General features: G+C 72.8%; 17 protein-coding genes. 2 read left to right on the forward strand and 15 right to left on the reverse strand.

The features are described 5' to 3' along the window. Positions 1-112: 112 nt before the first annotated feature. Complete coding sequence (locus PUR53_RS39465; RefSeq protein ID WP_329902192.1) at positions 113-3,319, reverse strand: family 78 glycoside hydrolase catalytic domain; 3,207 nt, start codon at positions 3,317-3,319, stop codon at positions 113-115. Positions 3,320-3,763: 444 nt separating this feature from the next. Between PUR53_RS39465 and PUR53_RS39470 the strand changes: the two genes are divergently transcribed. After that, complete coding sequence (locus PUR53_RS39470; protein WP_329911565.1) at positions 3,764-7,138, forward strand: pyruvate carboxylase; 3,375 nt, start codon at positions 3,764-3,766, stop codon at positions 7,136-7,138. 17 nt (positions 7,139-7,155) lie between these two features. On the opposite strand, the gene PUR53_RS39475 is transcribed toward PUR53_RS39470, so the two are convergent. The 14 genes from PUR53_RS39475 to PUR53_RS39540 all read right to left on the reverse strand — a co-directional run bounded on the left by PUR53_RS39475 (position 7,156) and on the right by PUR53_RS39540 (position 23,555). Further along, positions 7,156-7,722, reverse strand: coding sequence for a hypothetical protein (locus PUR53_RS39475; protein ID WP_329911567.1), 567 nt, complete (start codon positions 7,720-7,722; stop codon positions 7,156-7,158). Positions 7,723-7,786: 64 nt separating this feature from the next. After that, positions 7,787-9,412 carry an ABC transporter ATP-binding protein gene (locus tag PUR53_RS39480; protein WP_329911569.1) on the reverse strand — a complete coding sequence of 542 codons (1,626 nt, stop codon included), beginning with the start codon at positions 9,410-9,412 and terminating at the stop codon, positions 7,787-7,789. Then, positions 9,409-10,263, reverse strand: coding sequence for an ABC transporter permease (locus PUR53_RS39485; RefSeq protein ID WP_443080417.1), 855 nt, complete (start codon positions 10,261-10,263; stop codon positions 9,409-9,411). The genes PUR53_RS39480 and PUR53_RS39485 overlap by 4 nt, the downstream gene beginning before the upstream one ends. 14 nt (positions 10,264-10,277) lie before the next feature. Then, entirely contained in the window at positions 10,278-11,312 is a 1,035-nt protein-coding gene (locus PUR53_RS39490; protein ID WP_329911571.1) for an ABC transporter permease, read from the reverse strand. Continuing rightward, positions 11,309-12,895, reverse strand: coding sequence for an ABC transporter substrate-binding protein (locus tag PUR53_RS39495; protein WP_329902187.1), 1,587 nt, complete (start codon positions 12,893-12,895; stop codon positions 11,309-11,311). Before PUR53_RS39495 ends, PUR53_RS39490 begins: the two co-directional genes overlap by 4 nt. Positions 12,896-12,939: 44 nt before the next feature. Then, a complete protein-coding gene (locus PUR53_RS39500) occupies positions 12,940-13,734 on the reverse strand; it encodes a class I SAM-dependent DNA methyltransferase (protein ID WP_329911573.1) in 795 nt (264 codons plus the stop codon). Beyond that, a complete protein-coding gene (locus PUR53_RS39505; RefSeq protein WP_329911575.1) occupies positions 13,731-14,993 on the reverse strand; it encodes an MFS transporter in 1,263 nt (420 codons plus the stop codon). Before PUR53_RS39505 ends, PUR53_RS39500 begins: the two co-directional genes overlap by 4 nt. Further along, positions 14,977-16,062 carry a mandelate racemase/muconate lactonizing enzyme family protein gene (locus PUR53_RS39510; protein ID WP_329911577.1) on the reverse strand — a complete coding sequence of 362 codons (1,086 nt, stop codon included), beginning with the start codon at positions 16,060-16,062 and terminating at the stop codon, positions 14,977-14,979. Before PUR53_RS39510 ends, PUR53_RS39505 begins: the two co-directional genes overlap by 17 nt. Further along, positions 16,059-17,147 (reverse strand): PLP-dependent cysteine synthase family protein, encoded by a 1,089-nt coding sequence (locus tag PUR53_RS39515; protein WP_239751335.1) that lies wholly within the window; start codon positions 17,145-17,147, stop codon positions 16,059-16,061. Before PUR53_RS39515 ends, PUR53_RS39510 begins: the two co-directional genes overlap by 4 nt. Next, positions 17,144-17,995 carry a Rossmann-like domain-containing protein gene (locus tag PUR53_RS39520; protein WP_329911579.1) on the reverse strand — a complete coding sequence of 284 codons (852 nt, stop codon included), beginning with the start codon at positions 17,993-17,995 and terminating at the stop codon, positions 17,144-17,146. Before PUR53_RS39520 ends, PUR53_RS39515 begins: the two co-directional genes overlap by 4 nt. Then, positions 17,992-19,248, reverse strand: coding sequence for an ATP-grasp domain-containing protein (locus PUR53_RS39525; protein ID WP_329911581.1), 1,257 nt, complete (start codon positions 19,246-19,248; stop codon positions 17,992-17,994). Before PUR53_RS39525 ends, PUR53_RS39520 begins: the two co-directional genes overlap by 4 nt. Positions 19,249-19,422: 174 nt before the next feature. Then, on the reverse strand, positions 19,423-20,697 hold the full coding sequence (locus tag PUR53_RS39530; protein ID WP_329911583.1) for a vWA domain-containing protein: 1,275 nt from the start codon (positions 20,695-20,697) through the stop codon (positions 19,423-19,425). Further along, positions 20,694-21,947, reverse strand: a complete 1,254-nt coding sequence (locus PUR53_RS39535) for an AAA family ATPase (RefSeq protein ID WP_329902181.1) — start codon at positions 21,945-21,947, stop codon at positions 20,694-20,696. The genes PUR53_RS39530 and PUR53_RS39535 overlap by 4 nt, the downstream gene beginning before the upstream one ends. Positions 21,948-22,052: 105 nt before the next feature. Then, on the reverse strand, positions 22,053-23,555 hold the full coding sequence (locus PUR53_RS39540) for a hypothetical protein (RefSeq protein WP_329911585.1): 1,503 nt from the start codon (positions 23,553-23,555) through the stop codon (positions 22,053-22,055). Positions 23,556-23,921: 366 nt separating this feature from the next. On the opposite strand from PUR53_RS39540, the gene PUR53_RS39545 reads away from it, so the two are divergent. Continuing rightward, positions 23,922-25,409, forward strand: a complete 1,488-nt coding sequence (locus PUR53_RS39545; protein ID WP_329911587.1) for an MFS transporter — start codon at positions 23,922-23,924, stop codon at positions 25,407-25,409. The last annotated feature ends 8 nt before the right edge of the window (positions 25,410-25,417 follow it).

Below are 25,417 nucleotides of genomic sequence, written 5' to 3' on the forward strand. Positions count from 1 at the left end.
AACACCCCCGAAATGACTTTTGGCGTACGTCAGTTCGCCCCCAAGGAAACTGAGGCTAACTCAGCGCGGGCTCGCGGTCCGGCTTTCGGTCACTTCCGGCTCCCCCGGCGGCTCAGGAGTCCGTGCGTCGCACCTCCGTCGTGCCCGAGCCGACCGGACCGATCCGCAGCACCGTGCCCGTGAGATCGGTGAAGGACTCGACCCGCACACGGCCCTCCCCGCCCGGCGTGGTGCCCTTCACCCGGTACGCCGCCGGGTCGGCGTCCCCGATCTCCACCTCCAGCACGGCACGGGAGTTCGGCGGCACGGTCACCCGGGTGGTGTGCGTGTCCACGGAGCGGCGCACCTGGACCGACACCGGCCCGCGCACGGAGGGCACCGTCCCCTCGACCTCCGTCAACGACCCGGTCCTGGGCCGGATGCGGAACCCGGCCGCGCCGGGCTCGCTGACCTGGACGCCGAGGACGTGCCGGGCCACAGCGTTGGCGGGAGCCGACGCCCAGGCGTGCGAGAGCGTCATGTTGGGCTTCAGCGCCGGGTCCCACGCCTCCGTGACGACGGTGGCCTTGAGCGTGTCCAGCATGTGCAGCCACGAGTTGGTCGCCGTGGAGGTGAGCAGGGCGAGCGCGGCGTCGGAGCGGCCCAGCCGGAACAGCGCGTCGAGCAGGAACTGCGACCCGTACACGCTCACCTTCATGCCGCCCGCCGCGAGGGTGTCCCCCAGCCTCGCCCGCACCTCCTCGTCCAACGCGTCCGCGACTCCGAGCGCCACCGGGAAGGCGGTCGCGTGCTGGGCGCTGTGCGTGGTGCCTACGCCGTCGAGGAACCGCCCGCCCGCGCTGTCCAGCAGGGTGGCGCGCATGGCCGTGGCGAGCGTGTCGGCCCGGCCGCGCAGGGCGCTCGCGTCGGCGTCCTTCCCGAGGGCCGCCGCACACTCGGCGAGCGCCTCGAACGCCGCGTACTGGAAGGCGTTGACGACCGTGTTGACCTGCGTGAAGACATGGCCGTCGCGGCTGGCGGCGGGCCAGTCGACCAGATCGCCGAGGTCCTGGCTGGTGTTGCCGGGGGCCTTGCGGACCAGCCCGGCGGAGTCCAGGTACGAGGTGAGGTTCTTCGCGGTCAACAGGTCGTAGTCCTTGGCGAGTTGCCGGTCGTCGCCGGTGGCGAGGTAGTCCTCCCACGCGGAGATCGCGCACATCAGCCGGTACTCGGTGGGCCAGGTGCCCTTGCGGACCAGATAGTCGTTCGAGAAACGGGCGAGGGCGTAGGAGCGCTGGACGCCGTACTCGGAGAGCTGGTTGATCAGCGCGTCACCCTCGTACGGGCCGCGTTCACGGGTGGGCGTGTCCGTGTAGAGGTCGCCGCGCGTGGCCTCGATCGAGTAGCGGCACAGCTCCCAGACCCGGTCCAGGTCGGTGTCGGAGCTGCGGAACGAGGCGTGCGAGTCGTCCCAGTCGAGCTTCCAGGCGCGGCCGGTGACGACCGCCTCCGACAGGTCGAGCGGGGTGCGCAGTTCGGCCCAGCGGAAGCCGCGGTAGCCCCAGTGCTCGAAGCGCTGCTCGCCGTCGCGCAGGGTCCACACCTCGCGGTAGGTGTTGGTGGCGCGCAGTTGGTACCGCACGGTGCCGTCCGCGTTCAGCTCCTCGCCGAGCCGCACCTCGACCGTGTCGCCCGCGCTGCCGGTGACCTCCAGGGCCAGCCCGCCGACGATCTCCCGGCCGAGGTCCACCAGCCAGCGTCCGTCGGCCATCTTGACGACGGAAGCCGGGGTGACGTCGTGCGGCCGTACCGCCTCGATCACCGCGGGCACGAGCCCGTCGATCGCCGTACGGACCACCGGCGTGAGCCAGTCGCCGTCGTCGAAGCCGGGCTTCGTCCAGCCCACGGGCTCGCGGCGCAGGTCCCAGTACTCCTGCGGAACGGTGAAGTAGGTGCTGCCCGCGCTGCCCTTCGCGGGCAGCAGTCCGGCCTGGCGGCGCGCCTTCCAGTGGTCCCCGGACGCGACGGTCGACCGACTGCCGTCGGTGTACGTGATCTCCAGCTGGGCCAGGAACTTCTGCTGCGAGGTGGTCCAGCACAGCGCGGCGAGCGCGTTGGCCTTCCCGTCGGCCCGAAGCGTGGAGGTCACGTCGAAGGCCTGGTAGGCGGTTCCTTCGCCGGAGCGGACGGACGCGTAGCCGACCGTGCTGCCGTTGCTCCACACCTTCGCGACGTACTGCCGGGCCGGATCGGGCGAGGTGGCCGCGACATAGAGGATCGCGGCGGCTACCTCCTTGCCGGCCTTCGTTGCGTACTCGTGGCGCAGCAGCGCCCAGGTGTCGTCGGCGCCGTAGGAGGAGAGCGAGGAGGCGCCGGTCGGGACGGTGAGGACGCCGCCGGAGACCGTGCCGGTGGCGAAGGTGCCCCTGTCGGAGGCGAAGTCGTCGTCGAGGAGGACCGTGCCGTCGGCGGCCGTGAAGGTGACCCGGTCGTAGCTCTGGGACTCGGTGCTGCCGTTGCGCAGCCCGATGTTGCCGGATGCGTAGCGGCTGTCGGTGGTGGTGTCGACGACGCTGCCGTTCACGGTGGTGGTGAAGGTCGAGCCGGTCATGGTGACGCTCAGGTCCACCCACTCCCCGGCGGTGACCGCGAACGGCAGCCGCACCTCGCCGAGCACGGTGTACGAGCCGCCCACGCAGATGTGCTTGCGCAGCACCCCGGTGGTGCCCGCGCGCAGCTGCCACAGGTAGTTGTTGGCGGTGTTGGTGGCCCGGAACCACAGCCCGGCGGCCACGGCGGTGATCTTCACGCGGACCGTGAGGGTGCCGTCGGTCATCACCGGCCCGGCCGGCGCCCAGATCGGCTTCGCCTCCCACTCGTCCTCGACGGAGGTGGCCAGCAGGGTGGGCTCCGACCAGGCCGAGCGCTTCTCACCCCAGCTGCTGACCCGCCACCAGTAGGCCGTACGGGGCTCCAGCGCCGGTCCGCCGTAGGGGACGGCCGTGGAGTCGGCGGACTTCCGCTTGCCGGAGTCCCACACGAGCCGGTCGTCCTCGAAACCGCCGGGGGTGGCCGCCAGTTGCAGCTGGTAGGCCCGCTGCACGGTGCCGGCGCGGAAGTCGGGCACCTGCCAGCTGAAGCGGGGGGCGTGCCCGGCGCTCGTGCCGAGGGCCCGGGGCAGCAGGTCGGTGAGCATTCCGGTGGGCGCGGGCGGCTTCCCGGTGGCGCCGACGGCCACGCCCCCGGTGGCGGCGACGGCCCGGGGCCCGGTCAGCACGACGGAGGCGGCCATGGTGCCGCCGAGCTGGAGAAGTCTTCGCCGTGAGAAGTCCCGTGCCATGGTGCACCTTCGGTTCTCTGGAGTCGTGTGGTGAAAGGTTTCAATGCGATGGCCCGGAGGTTAGGTTTCCGCGTCGAAGCGGGTCAAGAGGTCGGGAGTCCGGTGTCATCGCTGGGATCGGGAATGAAACGATTTAACCGTGGCGTGTCGCGGTCGCAGGGGCCGGCGACGGCGCGAAGGCGGACGGCCGGTTCGCGGTGGGGAGTTGACAGGAAATCGGAGGAAGTCGACCGCTCGCGTGGCACTGAGGGTCACATGAGTCCGGGGAGTCACGCGGGTGGAACGGGTCCGTGAGCGCGCTGACCAGGCGGAATGTCTAGTGGTCGCATGGTCTGACCGTGGAAGTGACGGGGCTCACATGGCACTGAGTGACACGATTCCTGTGGTGCGACGGCATCATTGCCGGGACCATGGTGTCCTCATGGCAGCTCGAAGGGATCAGGGATGCTCCGCAAGGTACTGGTCGCCAACCGTGGCGAGATCGCCATCCGCGCGTTCCGCGCCGGCTACGAAGTGGGCGCGCGGACGGTCGCCGTCTTCCCCCACGAGGACCGCAACTCGCTGCACCGGCTCAAGGCCGACGAGGCCTACGAGATCGGCGAACCCGGGCATCCCGTGCGTGCGTACCTCTCCGTCGAGGAGATCATGCGCGCCGCCCGGCTGGCGGGCGCCGACGCCGTCTACCCGGGCTACGGCTTCCTCTCCGAGAACCCCGAGCTGGCCCGCGCGTGCGAGGAGGCCGGCATCACCTTCGTCGGCCCCAGCGCCCACATCCTGGAGCTGACCGGCAACAAGGCGCGCGCGGTCGCCGCCGCCCGCGCCGCCGGCGTACCGGTTCTCGGCTCCTCCGAGCCCTCCACCGACGTCGACGAACTGGTCCGCGCCGCCGACGAGATCGGCTTCCCCGTCTTCGTCAAGGCCGTCGCGGGCGGCGGCGGTCGCGGTATGCGCCGCGTCGAGGACCCGGCGGCGCTGCGCGAGTCCATCGAGGCGGCGTCCCGCGAGGCGGCCTCCGCCTTCGGCGACCCGACCGTCTTCCTGGAGAAGGCCGTCGTCGAGCCCCGCCACATCGAGGTGCAGATCCTCGCCGACGGCCACGGCAACGTCATCCACCTCTTCGAACGCGACTGTTCGGTGCAGCGCCGCCACCAGAAGGTCATCGAGCTGGCGCCCGCCCCGAACCTCGACCCGGCCCTGCGCGACCGTATCTGCGCCGACGCCGTCCGCTTCGCCCGCGAGATCGGCTACCGCAACGCGGGCACCGTCGAGTTCCTCCTCGACCGCGACGGCAACCACGTCTTCATCGAGATGAACCCCCGTATCCAGGTCGAGCACACGGTGACCGAGGAGGTCACCGACGTCGACCTCGTCCAGTCCCAGCTGCGGATCGCCGCCGGGGCCTCCCTCGCCGACCTCGGACTCTCCCAGGAGACCGTCACCCTGCGCGGCGCGGCCCTCCAGTGCCGTATCACCACCGAGGACCCCGCCAACGGCTTCCGCCCGGACACCGGCCGCATCAGCGCCTACCGTTCGCCCGGCGGCTCCGGCATCCGGCTCGACGGCGGCACCACCCACGCCGGTACGGAGATCAGCGCCCACTTCGACTCCATGCTGGTCAAGCTGACCTGCCGGGGCCGGGACTTCACCACCGCCGTCAACCGGGCCCGGCGCGCCGTCGCCGAGTTCCGCATCCGGGGCGTCGCCACGAACATCCCGTTCCTCCAGGCCGTCCTCGACGACCCGGACTTCCAGGCGGGCCAGGTCACCACGTCGTTCATCGAGCAGCGCCCGCACCTGCTCACCTCCCGGCACTCCGCCGACCGGGGCACCAAGCTCCTCACCTATCTGGCGGACGTGACGGTCAACAAGCCCAACGGCCCGCGCCCCGACCTGATCGACCCGTCCTCCAAGCTGCCGAGGCCCACCACCACGGAACCCCCGGCCGGCTCCAAGCAGAAGCTCGTCGAGCTCGGTCCCGAGGGCTTCGCCCGCTGGCTGCGCGAGTCCCCGACCATCGGCGTCACCGACACCACCTTCCGCGACGCCCACCAGTCGCTGCTCGCCACCCGGGTCCGCACCAAGGACATGCTCGCCGTCGCCCCCGTGGTCGCCCGGACCCTCCCGCAGCTGCTCTCCCTGGAGTGCTGGGGCGGCGCCACCTACGACGTCGCCCTCCGCTTCCTCGCCGAGGACCCCTGGGAGCGCCTGGCCGCCTTCCGGGCCGCCGCACCCAACATCTGCCTCCAGATGCTGCTGCGCGGCCGCAACACCGTCGGCTACACGCCCTACCCGACCGAGGTGACCGACGCCTTCGTCCAGGAAGCCACCGAGACCGGCATCGACATCTTCCGGATCTTCGACGCGCTCAACGACGTGGGCCAGATGCGGCCCGCCATCGACGCCGTACGCGCCACCGGAACGGCCGTCGCCGAGGTCGCCCTCTGCTACACCTCCGACCTGTCCAACCCGGCCGAGCAGCTCTACACCCTCGACTACTACCTCCGGCTCGCCGAGCAGATCGTCGAGGCGGGCGCCCACGTCCTCGCCGTCAAGGACATGGCGGGACTGCTGCGCGCCCCCGCCGCCACCAAGCTCGTCACCGCGCTGCGCCGCGAGTTCGACCTGCCGGTGCACATCCACACCCACGACACGGCGGGCGGCCAGCTCGCCACCTACCTCGCCGCGATCCAGGCCGGCGCCGACGCCGTCGACGGGGCCGTGGCCTCCATGGCGGGCACCACCTCACAGCCGTCGCTGTCCGCGATCGTCGCCGCGACGGACTACTCCGACCGGCCCACCGGCCTCGATCTCCAGGCCGTCGGCGATCTGGAGCCGTACTGGGAGAGCGTCCGCCGTATCTACGCCCCCTTCGAGGCGGGCCTCGCCTCCCCGACCGGCCGCGTCTACGACCACGAGATCCCCGGCGGCCAGCTCTCCAACCTGCGCACCCAGGCCGTCGCGCTCGGCCTCGGCGACCGCTTCGAGGACATCGAGGCGATGTACACCGCCGCCGACCGCATCCTCGGCCACCTGGTGAAGGTCACCCCCTCCTCCAAGGTGGTCGGCGACCTGGCGCTGCACCTCGTCGGCGCCGGAGTGACGCCCGCCGACTTCGAGGCCACGCCCGACCGGTTCGACATCCCCGACTCCGTCATCGGCTTCCTGCGCGGCGAGCTGGGCACCCCGCCCGGCGGCTGGCCCGAGCCGTTCCGCAGCAAGGCCCTCCAGGGCCGCGCCGACGCCAAGCCCGTCCAGGACCTCACCGCCGAGGACCGCGCGGGACTGGAGAAGGACCGCCGCGCCACCCTCAACCGGCTCCTCTTCCCCGGCCCGACGCGCGAGTTCGAGAACCACCGCCAGACCTACGGCGACACCAGCGTCCTCGACAGCAAGGACTTCTTCTACGGCCTCGGCCCCGGCAAGGAGTACGCCGTCGACCTGGAGCCCGGTGTGCGGCTCCTCATCGGTCTGGAGGCCGTCGGCGAGGCGGACGAACGCGGTATGCGCACGGTGATGTCGACCCTGAACGGCCAGCTGCGGCCGATCCAGATCCGCGACAAGGCCGCCTCCACCGACATCCCCGTCACCGAGAAGGCCGACCGCTCCAACCCGGGCCACGTCGCCGCCCCGTTCGCCGGGGTGGTCACCCTCGCGGTCGCCGAGGGCGACGAGGTCGCCGCCGGTGCCACGGTCGCCACCATCGAGGCCATGAAGATGGAGGCCACCATCACCGTCGCGAAGGCCGGCCGGGTCTCCCGCCTCGCCATCAACAAGATCCAGCAGGTGGAGGGCGGCGACCTGCTCGTCGAGATCGGCTGACACCACATGAGGCCGGCTCAGGCGCGGGGGAAGAACTCCAGCACCGCCGTGCCGCCTTCGAGGGACTTCACACGGAAACCGAGGCCGTTGAGGCCGCCGGTGCCGCCCTCGCCGACCGAGGAGCTGAGGTGCGTACCGGCTCCCGAGGACCGGAGGACGACGGTGTCGTCGGTGATCTTCGTGACGCGGAGATCACCGACGCCGAAACGGCTGTCGACCTCGATGGACAGCGGCTCGGACACGGTGAGTTCGCACCGGCCGTCGAAGCAGGCCTCGGTGCCGGTGCCGGTGCCGGTGCCGGTGCCGTCGGCTCCGCCTCGTCCACCGTCGAGGGCGCCCTTGTCCTCGGGGGCGTTGTTTCCGTCTCCGTCTTTGCTGCCGGTCCTGTCGCCGTCGTCGTCGGCTTCGGGCTCAGCGGGGGTTGCGGAGGCTGGGGGCGTGGTCGGCTGCTGTCGCGTCTCCGACGGTGGTCTGTCGCCGCCGTCGGAGCGGTCGTCCTGGACGCCGTCCCCGCCGCAGCCGGTGAGCGCCCACGCCAGGGACGCCGCCACCGCGACGCCGATCCGGCCCCTGCCCGTGCCCATACGCCTACCCTTCAACTCATACGCCCGTACGCCCTGTTGATGCCTCGTTACGGAACGCGTCCCTTTATACGCGGTCCGCGGCGACGAGCGAAGCCGTGAAGGGGTGCCGTGGTGTGGTGAGGAGTTGACGGGCGGGGCCCTGCTCGACGATCTCCCCCGCGTCCATGACGGCGATGCGATCGGCGACGGAGGCGGTGTCCAGGTCGTGGGTGATCAGGACCAGCGCCGGTGCGGCGGGAGCCGTTCCGGTGCCCGGGCCGGTGCCGAGCAGGCCCGTGAGGACGTCGAGGATGCCGCGTCGGCTGACCGTGTCCAGGCCCGAGGTGATCTCGTCGCAGATCAGGACGCGGGGGTGGGCGAGAAGCGCGCGGGCCAGGGAGGCGCGCTGGAGTTCGCCGCCGGACAGCTCGGCGGGGCGACGGTGGGCCAGTTCCGGGAGGAGGCCCAGACGGCTCAGGGTCGCCAGCGCCTCGGTCTCGGCGTTCCCGGCGTCGACTCCGCGCAGCCGGACCGCCGTGCGGGCGACCTGCCGCAGGACCGGGCGGTGCTCGTCGAACGCGGCACGGGCGTCCTGGAAGACGTACTGCACGGCCGCCAACTGCCCCCGGGCGCGGTCGCGCAGGCTGCGGGGCAGGGGAGTGCCGTCGAGGAGGAGTTCGCCGTCCTGGTCGCGGTGGAGTCCGGCGAGGCAGCGGGCCAGCGTGGTCTTGCCGCTGCCGGAACGGCCGACGACGGCCAGCAACTGCCCCGCGTGGAAGTCGAGTTCGGGCGCCCGCACGGTCACTGCGGTACCCCGTGAGCCGTCGCGGTGGCGGGCGACGAGGCTCCGCACGCGCAGCACCGGTCGGTCGCCGCACGCGGTCGCCGTTCCGTCCGCCTCGTCCGTGGCGCCCCGGTCGGTGAACGACGCCTGCGCGCCGAGAAGTTGGCGCGTCCATGCATGCCGGGGCGCCGACCACACCTGCTGTGTCGGTCCCGATTCCACGACACGTCCCGCCCGCATGACATGGACCTCGTCGGCGAGCGAGCGGACGACATCGAGGTCGTGGCTGAGCAGGACGACCGCGATGCCGCGCGCGGCGATCGTCGCCAACTGTTCGACGACGAGGCTCTTGGTCAGCGTGTCCTGGCCGGTGGTGGGCTCGTCGGCGACGACGACCTCGGCGCCGAGCAGGAGGGCCTGGGCGAGGACGACGCGTTGCTGCTGACCGCCGGAGAGCTGGTGCGGGTGGCGACGCAACAGGGCCTCGGCGTCCGGGAGTCGGGCGTCGGCGAGAGCGCGGAGCACCTGTGCCCGCGCGGCCGCCCGGCGCCGGCCGCGCGGGAGATGACGTACGCGTGGACGGGCGATGTCGGTCAGGAGGGCGCCGATCCGGCGGGCGGGGTTGAGGACGGAGGCCGGGTGCTGGGGCACGTATCCGACGAGGCCCCCGGCTCCGCCGCGCCCTTCGGCCGCCGAGCGGACCTCGCCGGTGACGCGTGCGCCCACCGGGAACTCCCCGAGCAGCGCCAGCCCGGTGGTCGTCTTTCCGCTGCCCGAGGCACCCACCAGCGCGGTGACCCTGCCGGGCAGCACCCGCAGACTCACCCCGTCCACGATCGCCCGTCCGCCCACCTCGACCCGGAGGTCCGTGAGTTCGGCCAGGGGGGCCGGGGCGGTCGTGCCGCTCTTGTCGTCGTACCGCGTCACGAACGTCGTTCCTTCCGTGCCTGTCGACCACCGGGCCTCTCCAGCGCCGCGTCGAAGAGGAGGTTCGTGCCTGTCGTCAGCGCGACGATCAGCAGGGCGGGGACGACCACGGCCCACGGCTGCACGAACAGGCCGGTGCGGTTGCGGTCGACCATCACCGCCCAGTCGGCCGCGTCCGGGGTCACCCCGACTCCGAGGAAGGCGGCCGTGGCGACCAGGTAGAGCACCCCGGTCAGCCGGGTGCCGGCGTCGGCGCCGAGGGTGCGCAGGATCGTCCGGCCGACGTAGCCGACGGCCGTGCGCCACCAGCTCTCGCCCTGGAGACGCAGCGCCTCGACGACCGGCCGGGCGGCGGCCTCCGTGGCGGCGGCGCGGACGAGCCGGGCCGCGTCGGGCACGTTGATCAGCGCGACGAGCAGGGCGAGGCCGACGGCTCCCGGGGTGAGGACCGACGCGACCAGCAGGATCAGCAGCAGTGACGGGACGGCGATCAGGACGTCCAGCGGTCGCATCAGCAGTTCCTCCAGCCAGCGCCGGTGCGTCAGCGCGGCGACGAGACCGACCGGCAGGGCGATGAGATAGGCCAGCACTCCGGCGCCGAGCGCGGTCAGCACGACCGGCCGGCCGCCGTGCAGCACCTGCTGCCACACGTCCCGGCCCACGAAGTCCGTGCCGAGCCAGTGCCCGTCGCCGAGCGTGAACGAAGCGGCCCGTGCGGTCGGCTCGCCCGCGAACACCGGTCCCAGCAGGGCGAGGACGAGCGGGACGGCGATGACCGTGAGGCCGAGCGCGAAACGGCCCGTGGGCCGGCGCCGGGTGCGCGGGGTGGCTTCCGTGCCGGGCGGGCCGATGTCCGTGCCCGTCGTCACGCCGCCACCCCCGCTCGGGGAGCCAGCCGTCGGGCGACCACGTCCGCGCCCAGGTTGAGCACGACGGTCAGGACGCCGAAGACCACGGCGAGGCCCTGGACGACGGGGACATCGCGTTCGGCGACGGCGTTCAGGAGGACGGTGCCGAGTCCGGGGATCACGAAGAGGGCCTCCACGACGATGACGCCGCACAGCAACCAGTCGATGGTGCGGGCGAGTTGCTGGGCGGCCGGGGCGAGGGCGTTCGGGAGGGCGTGGGTGTAGAGGACGCGGGCGCCGGACACGCCGTACCGGCGGGCGTGGGCGACGTACGGGGAGGCGAGGGCGTCGACCATGCCGGCCCGGACCAGCCGGACGAGGGAGCAGACGGGCCGGGACAGCAGGACGAGGACGGGCAGGACGAGGGCGGCCGGGTGGGCGAGGAGGTCGGTGCCGTAGCCGACGGCGGTCGGCGGCAGCCAGCCCAGTCGCAGCGCGAACACGGTCACCAGGAGCACCCCGAGGGCGAACTCGGGAACCGCGTACACGGCGAGCGTCAGTGAGCTGACCAGGCGGTCGACCGGGCCGCCCTCGTGGCGGGCGGCCAGCACGCCGAGCCCGAAGCCGATCGGGACGAGCAGCGCCACGGTGAGCGCGGCGAGCAGCAGCGTCGGCCCGAAGCCGTCGGCGATGTACTGGGCGACCGGGCGGCCGGAGGTCAGCGAGGTGCCGAAGTCACCGTGCAGCAGACCCGTCGCCCAGTCGGCCAGTCGTTCGTGCACCGGCCGGTCGAGGTGCATCGCCTCGCGGATGGCGGCGATGCGCGCCGGGTCGGGCTGGTCGCCGGCCAGCGCGACCGCGGCGTCGCCCGGCAGCGCCTCGGTGAGCGCGAAGACCAGCAGCACGACGGCCACGGTCTGGGCCGCGCCGAGCAGGAGGCGCCGGGCGACGAACGCTGTGCCGCGATCCGTCGTCCGGCTGCCGCCGCGCCGTCGTGGCTGGTCGCGCGGTTCCCCGCGCCCCTTCGAGGCGCCGGCGGACCCTGGAGTCACGCCAGCCACACCTTGTCGAAGCGTGCCCAGTCGAGCGTGTTGGCGGGGGCCTTGGTCTCCACTCCCTTCACCGTCTTGGCCGTGCCGAGGATCCAGTCGGCGAACCCCCAGATCAGGAAGCCGCCCTCGGTGTACAGCCGGCGCTGCATCCGCTCGTAGACGGCCGCCCGCTGTGTCTTGTCCCGCGTCGACTGGGCCTGCTGGTAGAGGGCGTCGAAGTCCTTGTGCTGCCACTTGGTGGCGTTGGTGGTGGAGTCGGTGAGCAGCCGCTGCGAGATGTGGGCCTCGATGGGCATGGCACCGGACCGGTAGCAGGCGAGGGTGCCGGAGTCGAGGATGTCGCTCCAGTACGAGTCCTTGCTGCCCATCCGCACCTCGACCGTGACGCCCGCCTTGGCGGCCTGGTCCTTGAAGATGCTGGCCGCCTCGGTGAACCCGGCGGCCACGGCGGAGGTGTCCAGGGTGACCTTCAGCTTCTCCGCGCCGGCCTGCTTCAGCAGGGCTCGGGCCCGGTCGAGGTCCTGCTCGCGCTGCGGGAGGTCGGCGGCGTAGTACTCGTAGCCCTTGCCGAACAGGTCGTTGCCGACGACGCCCGCGCCGGACAGGGCGCCGTCGACGAGTTCCTGCCGGTCGGCGATCAGGAAGAACGCCTCCCGGACCCGCTTGTCGTCGAAGGGCGGCCGGTCGGTCTTCATGCAGAACCCCTGCATGGCGCTGCCCCGCAGCCGGACGATCTCGATCTGTCCCTTGCCCTCATGGGCGCGGGCGGTGGTGGGGTTGAGCTCGTGGGCGTACTCGACCTGGCCGCCGAGGAGCGCGTTGACCCGGGCCGACTCCTCGTTGGCGACGACGAACTCGAGCTCGTCGAGGTGCGGTGCGCCCTCCCAGTAGGCGTCGAAGCGGCGGAAGACGGCCGAGCGGCCGGGGGAGAAGGAGACGAAGCGGAAGGGGCCGGAGCCGATCGGCTTCTTGTCGAAGTCCCCGGCGTTCTTCCCCGCGTCCTTCGGCACGATGTACGCGCCGAACGCGGCCAGCACGTTGGGGAATTCGGCGGTCGGCCGCTTCAGCACGAACTCGACGGACCGCTCACCGGTGGCCCGGCTCGCGTCGAGGTCGATGGGCTCCAGGGACGCCTTCGCGCGGAACGCCTTCTCGGGGTCGGCGATCCGGCGGTAGCTGTAGAGGACGTCCTCGGCGGTGACCGGTTTGCCGTCGTGGAAGGTGGCCTCGCGCAGGGTGACCTGCCAGCGGTCCAGGGTCTTGTTCGACTCCCACTTGGTGGCGAGGCGCGGCTGGGCGGACAGATCGGCCCCGTAGTCGGCGAGCTTGTCGTAGAGGGCCTTGGCCCGGGCGACGTCGGCGAACAGATTGGCCAGGTGCGGGTCGAGGGTCTCGCTCGCGCCGCCGCCCGCGAACGCGGCGCGCAGCCGTCCGCCCCGCTTGGGGGTGCCGCTGTCGCCGCTCGCTCCGGAGTCCGTGTCGTCCGCGCCGCACGCGGTCAGGGCGAGCGCGCCGAGCGTCGCGGCGCCCGTGGCGGCGAGGAAGCCGCGTCGGCGCAGACCGGGGAAACGTTCGTCGTGCATGAGGGTTCCTTGGGTGTCGAGAGGGAGGAAGGGCGAGGAGGGGATCAGTGGGTGGGGGAGGCGACGCGTGCGACGACGTGCAGGCGGTCCGCGTCCGCCGTATCGCCCGGCAACCGGCCCTCCCGCCACGGCGGTTCGGTGCGAGGGCCCGGCCCGTCGTGCAGTTCGAGCACCTCGAAGCCGTGCGCGGTCAGGAGGTGGCGCAGCTCCTGCGGGAACAACAGCCGCCAGGCGGACCGCTGTTCGACGCGGGCCGCGCCGTCGTCCGAGGTCCAGACGCGGGTACGGCGCAGCAGTTGGGCGGTGCGGTCGACGGTGAGGGTGGTGGTGGACCGGTAGGCGGTGCCCTGCCAGGTGAATCCGTGGACGGTCGGGGTGTCGAGCAGGTCGGTACGGCCCAGGAAATAGGCGCCGTTGCGCATCTCGGCTACCAGCAGCCCATCGGGTGCCAGCGCCCGGCGGCAGGAGGAGAGGAAGCCGTCGAGCTGGGCGTTGGTGTGGCAGTACAGCGGGGAGCTGTCCAGGCAGACGACCGCGTCGAAGGCCGCCCGGCCCAGGTCGAAGCCGTGCAGATCGGCCCGCACGTACGCCGGACCGGGATGCCGGACGCGGGCGTGGGCGAGCATCGTTTCGGAGAGGTCGGCGCCGGTCACCGTACGGCCGACGGTGTGCAGGTGGGCGGCGTCGCGTCCGGTGCCGCAGCCCAGGTCCAGGACCCGCGGTCCGGCCCCGTGGCGCCGCAGGCAGTCCTCGGCCCAGCGCCCGGCCAGCCGCTCGGGGTCGGGGAAGCGGGCCTCGTACAGCTCCGGGTTGTCGGTGAGGAGGTTGGCGTGCGTCATGCGTTGCTCTTCTCGGCGGCTTCGGCGGCTTCGGCGGCCTCGGGGTTCGCGGGCAGCGCCCCCAGCCGGTGCAGCCAGCCGACACCGGCCGCCGACATGAGGCCGAACGCGGCGCAGCACACCCACGGCAGCCACGCGTGGCCGCCGCCCTCCCCGGCGTCCATGGCCCACCCGACGACGGTGTTGCCGACGGCGGCCGCGACACCGGAGACGACGTAGAAGATCCCGAAGTACGTGCCGGTCAGCTCCGGGCGGCCGAAGCGGGGGATCAGCTCCATCACGAACGGCGAGGCCACCATGAGGCCCAGGTAGAGGAGCAGCGCGCCGAGGAGGACGGGTACGGCGGCGGTCCATCCGGAGACGCCGAGCCCGGCCCCGACCGCCGGTGGCAGGAACGCCAGACCGGTCACGGCGAGCCCCACACCGATCCAACGCGCCCTGTCGCCGCGCGACTTGAGCGTCTTGGTGATGCGCAGTTGAAGCGCGAGGTTCGCGAGTGTCCCGACGAGGAAGACGAGACCCGCGGCCCCGTCCCAGCCGGTGGCCTCCCGGGCACCGGCCGGCAGCAGCAGGTACAGCTGGTTCTCCAGGGTGAACATGCCGACCATGGCGAGCGCGAAGGCCAGGAAGGCCCGGTTGCCGAGCACCTCCCGCCAGTCCCCGAGGACACCGCCGCCGCTCGGCTCGACCTGCCGCGCCGGCAGGACGAGGGCCTGGGCGACGGTCAGCACGGCGAAGATCCCGGCGGCCGTGAGAGCGGACGTACGGAAGTCCACCAGCAGCAGGGCGCTGCCCAGCAGCGGCCCGATCAGGGCGCCCGTCGTCGCGAACACGTTGAACAGCGCGAACGCCTCCGCCTTGCGCTCCCCGGCCTCCTGCGCCAGATACGCCCGCACCGCCGGGTTGAACAGCGCCCCGGCGAGCCCGCTGAGCACCGACGCGGCGAGCAGCACCGCCAGCCCGTCGCCGAGCGCGAACAGCCCGAACCCGACGGTCCGCAGGGCGCATCCGGCGATGATGACGCCCCGCGCGCCGAGCCGGTCCGAGGCGGAGCCGCCGATGATGAACAGGCCCTGCTGACTGAGGTTGCGGACACCCAGGACGATGCCGACGACGGCCGCCGACATGCCCAGGTTCTCGGTGAGGTGCGTGGCGAGGTAGGGGATCAGCAGGTAGAACCCGATGTTGACGCCGAGTTGATTGATCAGCAGCAGGCGGACCGCGAACGGGAAGCGGCGTATCTCATGCCACGTCTGCACGGTGGTCCTCCTCCGTCTCGTGGGCCGCGCGGAGCCGAACTCCGAGGCCGGGTGCGTCTGTTGTGCGTACGACGCCGTCGGTGCCGCCGATGCCGGTCCACGGGTCGTCGGCGAGCAGGAGATGCCCGTCGAGGTCCACCCAGCGGGCGCGGTCCACGAGGTGGACGGCCGGGGCGAGTCCGAGGCTGCTGGCGGTGAGGCAGCCGAGCATCAGCTCGGTCCCGCTGCCCTCGATCAGCTCGGCGATCCGCAATGCCGCGTGGACACCGCCGCACTTGGCGAGCTTGACGTTGACCCCGTGCACCCGTCCGGCCAGCCGCCGGACGTCCTCCAGCCCCACGGCGTCCTCGTCGGCGATGATCGGCAGCGGGGAGCGCTCGGCCAGGGCGGCGAGCGTCTCCGGGGCGCCCGGGGCTACGGGCTGTTCGACCGCCTCCACGCCCAGCTCCGCGAAGCGCGGCAGCAGGGCGTCCGCCTGGGCGGGCGTCCAGGCGCCGTTGGGGTCGAGGAGGAGCCGGAGCCGGGGTGCGGCGGCGCGGACGGCCCGTACGCGGGCGATGTCGCTCTCGGGGTCGGGTGCCCCGGCCTTGACCTTGACGACCGCGAAGCCGCTCGCGGCGAGGCGGCCCACCTCGGCCGCGGCCCGCGCGGGCGAGGTGATGCCGATGGTCCGGGCGGTGGCGGCCGCCGGCGCGCCGGGCGCGCCCAGCAGGCGGTGCACCGGGGCTCCGGCCCGCTTGCCGACGAGATCGAGGAGCGCGGCGTCGACGGCGGCGGTCACGGCCGGGGGAGCGTCGGGAGAACCGACTGGTCCGCCGCCGCGCAGGGCCTCCAGGGCTCTCTCCGGATCGGGGAACCGCCGCAGGTCGGAGGCGGCCTCCGTGAGGAACCGGCCCAGCGTGTCGGTGTCGAGGCCGTAGTAGACGCTGGTGACGGCCTCACCGTGGCCCTGGACCCCGTCGTCGTCCCGCACGGTGAGCCAGACCGCGTCACGTGCGGACATGGTGGAGCGGGAGATACGCAACGGTTCGGCGAGTTCGAGGCGCACGGTGCGCCGGCTTGCCTTCACAGTCTCTCTTCCGAAGGGGGGACGTCGAGCGGGTCGGCGACCCTGCCGCAGCGCACCCAGCCGACGGCCTCGGCCGCGCGGGGATGGGGGATCTCCACCGGTCGCGCGGCGGCGGAGGCCGGGTCGAGGCCGTGGGCGGCGGCGAAGTCGTCGTCGAAGACACTGCCGAGGTAGCGGTGCGGGCCGTCCGGGAAGACGGTGGCGACGACGGCGCCCGGGTGGACGCGGGCCGCCCAGGCGGCGACGAGCGCGACCGCGCCGGTGCTCCAGCCGCCGCTGACGAAGCTGCCGCGGGCGAGACGGCGACAGCTGTCGACGGCCTCCGCCGGGCCGACCCAGTGCACCTCGTCGAAGGCGTCGTAGGCGACGTTGCGCGGATGGATGCTGCTGCCGAGGCCGCGCATCAGCCTCGGCCGGGCCGGCTGGCCGAAGATCGTCGAGCCGGTGGAGTCGACGCCGATGAGGCGCAGCGCCGGCCAGTGCCGGCGCAGGGGGCCGATGATGCCCGCGCTGTGGCCGCCGGTGCCGACGCTGCACACCAGGATGTCCAAGTGATCGAGCTGAACGGCGAGTTCGGCGGCGAGCGAGGCGTATCCGGCGGTGTTGTCGGGGTTGTTGTACTGGTCGGGCCAGTACGCCCCGGGCAGGACGGCGAGCAGCTCCCGCAGCCGGGCGAGGCGCGCCGCCTGCCAGCCGCCCCGTGCCGCCGGGCGGTCCACCAGCTCCAGCCGTACGCCGTGCGAGCGCAGCAACTGCCGCATGGACGGCTCCAGTTCGCTGTCGCCGACCAGCACGACCGGATGGCCGAGGGCCTGCCCGGCGAAGGCGAGCCCGATGCCCAGCGTGCCGGACGTCGACTCCACCACCGGCGCGCCGGGCCGCAGTTCACCGCGCTCCCGGGCGCCCAGCAACATGGACACGGCGGCCCGTGCCTTCATCCCGCCGGCCGCGAGCCCCTCCAGCTTGGCCCAGAACCCCGGCTGCGGGCCGGGCAGATCGGCGGTGATGCGCGCCAGCGGTGTCCGTCCGACGAGGGACAGCAGCTCCGGCCGAGCGACGGTGCGCAGGACGGTCGAGGAGGTCACCGGCCGCCTGCCGATCCCGGGCTCTGCGCGCGGTAGCGGTGCAGCGTGCCCGCGCCCGCGTCCAGCCAGAAGAAGGGATACGGCTCCGCGCACACCGCGCTCACCCCGTGCCCGAGGAACCGGGGCAGCACCGCGCTGCCCGTCTGCGCGAACATCACCAACTGCTTGTCGTGCGACAGGGCGTGTCGCCGCAGCGGCTCGAAGGAACCGTTGCTCAGCGTCATCCCGGAGACCAGCAGCGCGTCACAGCGCTCGGCCGCGTCGAGCGCGTCGGTGACGACCTCCTCGCCCCACTCGGTGACCCCGCCCTTGAGATCGCACGGCACATAGCGCAGTCCTCGTGAACGCAGCGCCTCCAGAAGGGAGTTGACGACTCCGACCACGAGCACGGTCGCGCCCGACGGCAGGTCGAGCAGCTCGACGACGGCCCGTGCCCGCGCCCGTGACTTCTCCAGCGACGTACCGGCCGGGAGGGGGAACGGCCGTGCCCCGTTGTCGGGGGTGTGCGGGCGGACGTGCATCAGATAGGCGTCCAGCGCGGCCACCCGCACCGGCGGCAGCGGATGCTCCAGGAGCCGGGCGACATCTGCCCCGACACAGTCGTCGATCGCCGCGTCCGGCAGGGCACCGGGCTCGACCGCGCAGGACCCCACGGCACCGGCGAGACGCAGACTGAGCACCTCGTTGCGGTAGCCGGTGCCCCGCCCGTCGTGGCGCACGGCCTGCCGGGTCACGAACGCCACCGCGATGCGCAGCGTTCCGGGATCCGGCCCGAGCAGGCCGGCCCGGGCCCGCTCCAGCAGTTCTTCGTACGTGACCGTCCCGGCCACCGGCGCGACGGCGCTCACCGGATCACCAGCCCGGCGCTCAACTCGCCCAACAGCGCCTCGACCCGCTCGCGCGCGCCCAGCCCGCCGGGGTCGCCCACCATGACGTGGCCGAGGTACTCGTTGTTGCTGCCCGCCGACTTGACCTGTCGGCCGGGCTCGGCGAGCTGGACCTCCAGCACGTTCTCGGCGTCGGCGAGTTCACCGCCGTCCAGGGATGCGAGGGTGCCCGAGGTCTCCGGCACGAGGAAGCCGACGGCCGCGCTGCGCAGGCCGGTCTCCCGGCGCCGCAGGTCGGGTTCGCGGCCGAGGGCGACCTCCACGGCGGCCGCGGCGAGGTCGATGCCGGTGACATGGCGGACCAGTTCGGTGATGCGGTTCCCGGCGGGCCGGGGGTTCACCTCGACCACACGCGGACCGGCCGGGGTCAGCTTGATCTCGGTGTGGGCGACGACGCCGTCGGTCAGCCCGAGCGCCTTGAGCGCGCTCAGCGCGGTCTGTTCGGCCGCCTCGGTGTCGGCGCCCGTCAGCGCGGCGGGGAACATGTGCCCGGTCTCGATGAACGCGGGCGCCCCGCCGATGCTCTTGTCGGTCACACCCACGACGTGCACCGCTCCCGCGTGGGACACGGTCTCGACGCTCACCTCGGGTCCGGTCAGCAGCTCTTCGAGGAGCACGGCGGGCACCCGGCGCTGCCCGCGCGCGTTCAGCGGAAAGTCGGCCAACGACCGTACTGCGGCGGCGAGTTCGACCTCGTCGTCCACCCTCCGCACATACATGCCCGCGCACAGGTCGACGGGTTTGACGACCAGTGGGTAGCCGATCTCCCGTGCCGCGCGGGCGAGGTCGGCCCACTCCTCGTGCAGGGCGAAGCGGGGGCCGGGCACGCCGGCGTCGGCGAGCACCCGGCGGGTGGCGTCCTTGCGGCAGGCGTCCGCGACAGCCCCCGGACCGGGCCCGGGCAGTCCGAGGTGCCCGGCGATCCGGGCCACGGTCGGCAGGTAGTAGTCGCAGGACGAGATCACCCCGTCGAAGCCGAACACCGAGTGCAGGCGCTCGGTCTCCGGCAGCAGGGTGTCGAGGTCGTTGGTGTCGGCCGTGACCACGTTCCGCGCGCCCAGCAGCGGATGGGACGTGCCCTCGGGGGCCGAGCGCAGGTAGTGGTGCAGGTCGCGGGTGAGGAACGTGAACTCGTGACCGCCCTCCCGGATGGCCCGTGGGAGCAGCCTGCTCATCGATCCGACCCAGCTCTCGACCACCAACAGATGAGCCACAGCTCCCCTTTTCGTGCGGTGCGTTCAGGCGTCAGGGCAGCCCGACGACACCTCGACAAGGAGGTGCCCGGCTTGACATGTGCACCTTATCGATAATCGTTTTCATTGTCATGGGGGGATCGTGAAGAAGGTCGCGAGCGGATGACGAGGCGGCGGCGACGATGCGTCTCCGGCCTAACCGATGTGGACCACGCGCGCCCAGTCGGGCGGAGAGTCCGGTATGTAGTCGGGGTCGTCCTCGTCCCACGTGGTGTGTACGTGGTGCCGGGGGAACAGGCCGACCACCGTTCGGCACGGCGGCCGGGAGCTGGGCCAGGGGGTCTGGCCGTCGGTCAGGACCACGACGACATCGGGCCTGGGGTGGCTGCGGAGCGCCCTGGCGAACCCCGCGCGCAGGTCCGTTCCGCCGCCGCCCAGCAGCGGGATGCCCTCCGCCCGGCAGAGCGGGTGGGCGATCCGGGCCGCCGCGTCGCACGGCACGACGGTGACCAGGTCACGGCGCCCTCCCACGGCCCGGGAGATCGCGGCGACCTCCAGCAGGGCGCTGCCCAGTTCCGCGTCACTGACCGACCCCGAGGTGTCGATGATCACGGAGACCTGGGGCGGGCGGCGCCGCAGGCTCGGCAGCACCGTGCCCGGCACACCGGCGGAGCGCCGCGACGGCCGGCCGTAGCTGTAGTCCTCACCGGCGCCCGGCGCGGAGGCCGCCGACCGGACCGCCGCACCCAGCAACGCCCGCCACGGCTGCGGCGGATGGAACGCCTCCTCCGCCCAGCGCTTCCAGCCCTCGGGCGCGGACCCCGGACGGCCCTTGATGCCCTGGGCCACCCGGAACCGGACCGCGTCCCGCTCCTGCTCGCTCAGGCCGTGCGCCCCGTCCGGGCCCAGCTCCCACTCCCGCTCCAGACCGTCGGCGCCGCTGCCACAGTCCAGCCACGCCAACTCCCTGGTGCGGGGCCCGAGCCGGAACTCCCACAGGTACTCCTCCATCAGCTGTCCCGTGGGCAGCTTCAGGAACGACGGCAGCACGGCCCCCGAGGGCGTGACCAGTCCGTCGCCGAACGCGTCGTCGTTGATCTCGCAGTCGGCGGCGATGTTCATCCGCAGCCGGTCCCCGGGGCCGGTCAGGTCCCGTTCCTTCGCGACCCGGTCGCTGCGCCCGTGATGGTCCCGCAGCAGATGCGACACCTCGTGCACCCACACCGAGGCCAGCTCCTCCACCGGAGTACGGTCCACGAAGTCCGGCGAGACGTAGCACCGCCAGTACCGGTCCACGCCCATGGTGGGCACCTGCCGGGACTCGACGGTGTGCAGCGCGAACAGTGCCGTCGCCAGATAGGGCCGGGCCCGCGCCGCCTGGAGCCGGGCGGTGAAGAGCTTGTCGAGGTCGAGGGTGCCCTCGCGGTTCGTGGACGGCGTTCCCCGGCCGGTGTCGGTGTCCGTGCTCATCGGCGTACCTTCGTCGCCGTCTTCGCGCGGGCCGCCGCCTCGTCCGCCCGCCGGGAGAGGAGAACGACTCCCGCGAGGTTCTCGATCTCCGTCGGGACGTCCCAGTCGTCGCGGCGCAGCGAGGCCAGGGTGGTGGCGGGGACGACCACCAGATCCGGTGCCCCCGTCTCCAGCGCCAGGACCAGCAGCGCCCAGGCCGCGTCCCAGCGGGCCTTGTCCGGCCGTGACCGGACCGCCGCCACCACCCCGTCGAGCACCGCCTGGCGCAGATCCCCCCGCTGGGGCAGCTCCGCCGCCGTGGGGTCGGCGAGCAGCACCTCGGGATCGGGCAGGTCCAGCCGGTCCAGGGCGGCCAGCAGCTCCAGTCCAGGGCCGTCGCCCACGGTGCCCCTGACCAGCAGGGACAGCACGTCGCGCGAGACACCGGCGGCGGTCGCGAAGGCGATCAGACGCAGCGTCATCTCCCAGCTCCGCGGCGACGGCCAGGGCCCACCGCGTCGGCTCTCGCTGTTGGGCAGCTGATGCACGAGCTTGGGCCGGGCGGCCAGCAGCGTGCACACCGCGCGCCGGGCGAAGTCCACCGCCTCCGCCAGCCGCTCCGGTGCCAGCAGCGGCAGAGTGGCCCGGGGCCACGTCCCCCCGAGCCCCCGTACGACGACCTCGTGGTCGTGCGTCCACTGGAGGTGCACGAAACGGTTGGCCAGCGGCGGGCTCAGCTCCCAGCCGTCGGCCGCCGAGGACCTGGGGTTGGCGGCGGCCACGATCCGTACGTCGGGCGGCAGTTGGAGCGCGCCGATCCTGCGCTCCAGCACCAGCCGCAGCAGGGCCGCCTGGACGGCGGGCGGCGCCGTCGACAGCTCGTCCAGGAACAGCAGCCCCCGGCCGGCCCGTACCAGCCGCACCGCCCAGTCCGGCGGAGCCATCGGGACACCCTGCTCGGCCGGGTCGTCCCCCACGATCGGCAGGCCCGAGAAGTCGGACGGCTCGTGCACGCTGGCGATCACGGTCGTCAGCGGTAGATCCAGGGAGGCTGCGAGCTGGGTCAGCGCCGCGGTCTTGCCGATCCCCGGCTCACCCCACAGCAGTACGGGCAGATCCGCGGCGACGGCCAGGGTGAGCGCCTCCAGCTGGATGTCGGGGCGCGGTTCGGTGGTCGTGGTCCGCAGCATGGTCAACAGGTCTGCGGCGACGTCCAGTTGGGAGAGCGGGTCGGCGTCGGCGGGCATGGCGAAAGGAGTGCGTGTGGGCATGTGTGATCACCTTGGGGTGTAGAAGGCTGAAGTCGAACGCGCGCGGTCGGTGGCGCGCCGGGTGTGGGGTCAGAAGTGGGTGTGCGGTCAGACGTGGGCGTGCGGTCAGAAGAACGTCGCCATGCGGGGGCGGCGCTGACGGGACGGGCGGCGGCCGACGTTGGAGCGGACCCGGCCGGGCAGGGGTTCGGCGAGACCGGCCCGGTACAGGCCGTAGGCGATCCGTCGGCGCGCGGCGGACTCCAACTCGTCCCGCAGTGGGCCGTCGCGCAGGATCGCCTCGGGGCCCAGAAGCCCTTCGACGATCGCCAGCGCACCGTCGACGTCCCCGTGGTCCAGGCGCTCGCGCACACCGGACAGACAGTCCGGGCGACGATGTGCCTCGTCGATGACCCGCAGACAGGGGAGCGGGGTGCCGGTCAGCGCGACCAGCAGTTCCTCGCGCCGGAGTTCGGCCGGGTCGTGGTCGAGGGCCACCAGCACCCCGTCGACCAGGCCGATCCGGTGGCGCTCCCCCCGGCACTCCACGATCCGCGGCTGCCCTGCCCGGTCCGGGGCCTCGGCCGCGGCCGCGGCCGACGGCACGTGATCCGGTACGAGCGCCGACGCGACCAGCGGATGCAGCCGCCCGGCGTCGATGGCACCGGCACGGATCAGCTCCAGGTCGGGCAGGACCCAGGTCGCGGCGTCGGGCAGCACCGGCAGCGCGCCGAGGGCACCGTCGTCGCCGTGCACGGCCGTGATCCGCGGCGCGGCCGGCCGGGTGCCGTCGTCCGCGTCCGGCGTGGCGTCATCGGCCGGGCCCCCGCCCGTCACGGCGTCCGGGCCCACGTCCAGCAGGAGCCGCCGTCGGGCGCCGCACCGTACGAGGACGGAACCGGTGGACCGCCCTTCGGCGCGCAGCACGATCGCCGCCTCCTCCGCCCACCGGTCCACGGCACAGCCGTGTTCCGCCGCCCACGCCCACCACTCGTCCGAAGCCGCCGACGAAGCCGCCGACGGAGGCAGCGTCGGGTGCGGGTGCGGGTGCGTCGGTGGTGTGCCGGCGGCCGGTCGGTCCGCTCCCGCACGGGCCCGCAGTTCAGGGGCTCTGCGCGCGTCCCAGAGATGGCGGTGCAGATCGAACCGGTGGCGACGGCTGGGCCGTGGATGAGGATGGCCACGGGCGTCGGGCCCGGACCGGGAGCCCTCCCACAGGGCGAGCCCGATCCGCTGACCGGCGTCCGCCCAGGCCGGGGGAGTGCGGGCCACCAGATGTACGGGGCCCGGCCCGGCACCCTCCGCCGCCCCGTACGTGGCCAGGGTGAGGGTCAGGCCCGGTCGCAGCAGCCCGTCGGGGGCGACCCGCGGCATGTGCCAGCGCAGCAGATCGGGCGCCAAGTGCCGTAGGTCCGCCCGGACTCGGGACGCCAGCGCCGAGCCGTGTCGGCCGGCCAGGGAACGCAGGTCGAAGTCGAGGTCGACGGCTGCGGCGGCACACGCACCGGCCCAGTCGCCGACGGCACGGCGGGCGGTCGCCGTCTCGATCATGGAGGGTGGCACGGCGAACTCGCGCACGCGCAACCAGAAGGAAAGCCGGGGATCCCCGTTCGCGACATCGGTGAGCATCAGCACTCACCTTGCGCGGACGGGACCCCCATTCTGCTGAGGGAATGAGTAGTCATCGCGGGGATCGTAACGCCACCGGGCTCCCACGCACACCCGTTTTTCGACCTGGGACCCGCGCGCACACCCCCACGCACCCGCGCGCCCCGACCCCCCCGGACGGGCCACCGTCCGCGCCCTCTCCGTCAAGTGGTGCGGGACCGGGTGGCGGCGTACGGTCGAACAGTGAACGCGGCGGTGGACGCGACCGTCCGCCGCACCCTGCCTCGGTGACACCTCACCTTGCCTTTGCGACACGTCATGAGCGACTCGCGGCCCACCTCCCCAGCGCCGACCACCACCTTGGAAACAGGTGGTGGTGGAAGCGCGATGGCGCTGTTCGTCATCGCCTCGTGCCAGTTGATGGTGGTGCTGGACATCACCATCGTGAACATCGCGCTCCCGGACATCCAGCGGTCGCTGGACTTCTCCACGACGAGCCTGGCATGGGTGGTCAACGCCTACACGCTCACGTTCGGCGGCCTGTTGCTGCTGGGCGGACGAGCCGGCGACATCCTCGGCCGGCGGCGGGTGTTCGTCTTCGGTGTGCTGCTGTTCGTGCTCGCGTCGCTGCTCGGCGGTCTCGCCCAGAACGAGGCCCAACTCCTCGCCGCCCGCGCCCTCCAGGGCGTCGGCGGCGCGATCGCGTCCCCGACCTCGCTGGCGCTGATCAGTACGACGTTCCGTGAAGGCCCCGAACGCAACCGGGCGTTCGGGGTGTTCGCGGCCGTCTCGGCGGGCGGCGGCGCGATCGGGCTGCTCGCGGGCGGCATCCTCGTGGAGTGGCTGAACTGGCGGTGGGTGCTGTTCGTCAACGTGCCGATCGGATTGCTGATCGCGCTGGCGACGCCCCGCTGGATCAAGGAGTCCGAACGCCACCCCGGCCACTTCGACATCACCGGCGCCCTGACCTCCACCCTGGGCATGGTGCTCCTGGTGTACGGCTTCATCCGGGCCGCGCAGGAGGGCTGGCGGGACGGGCTGACGCTGGCGTCGTTCGCCGGCGCCGTCGTGCTGCTCGTGGTGTTCGTGCTGGTGGAGCGGCGGTCCCGGCAGCCGATCACCCCGCTGCACATGTTCGCCGACCGCAATCGCGCCGGCACCTACGGGATCATGCTGTGCCTGGCCGCCGCGATCTTCGGCATGTTCTTCTTCCTGACGCTCTTCACCCAGAACGTCCTCGACTTCAGCCCGCTGGCCACGGGCTTCGCGTTCCTGCCGGTCAGCGCCGTCATCGCGGTCGGTGCCGGACTGACCTCGCGGTTCCTGCCGGTGTACGGGCCCAAGCCGTTCATGGTGGTGGGCGCGATCCTCGCGGCGGCGGGCCTGGGCTGGCTGACCCTGACCGACGTCCACTCCACCTACGCCGGCAGTGTGCTCGGCCCGATGCTCGTCTTCAGCCTGGGCATGGGCATGGAGTTCGTGGCGCTGACCCTGATGGCGCTCTCCAACGTCACCCCCGCGGAGACCGGCGCGGCCTCCGGGCTCCTCAACGCCACCCAGCAGGTCGGCGGGTCCCTCGGCCTCTCCATCCTCGTGACGATGTACGGCACGGCCAGCACCAACGAGGCCGAGAAGCAGGTCCCGGACTTCCTCTCCCAGGCGACCCCGGCCGAGCGACTGGAGTTCGAGCGGACCGGGCAGTTGCCGCCGCCCTGGTCCGACGAGGTGCTCACCGCGGGTGTCTCGGCCGCCTTCGTCATGGCCGCCATCTTCACCGTGATCGCGGCCCTGATCGCCGTCCTCGCCATCCAGGTCCGGCCCTCCGACCTGGAGCGGCTCAAGGGCGGGGCGGGCCCCGGAGCGCCACCCGGCTGAGGCGCGGC

Origin of the sequence: Streptomyces sp. SP18BB07 (genome assembly GCF_036322545.1) — a bacterium.
Lineage (GTDB): Bacteria > Actinomycetota > Actinomycetes > Streptomycetales > Streptomycetaceae > Streptomyces > Streptomyces deccanensis.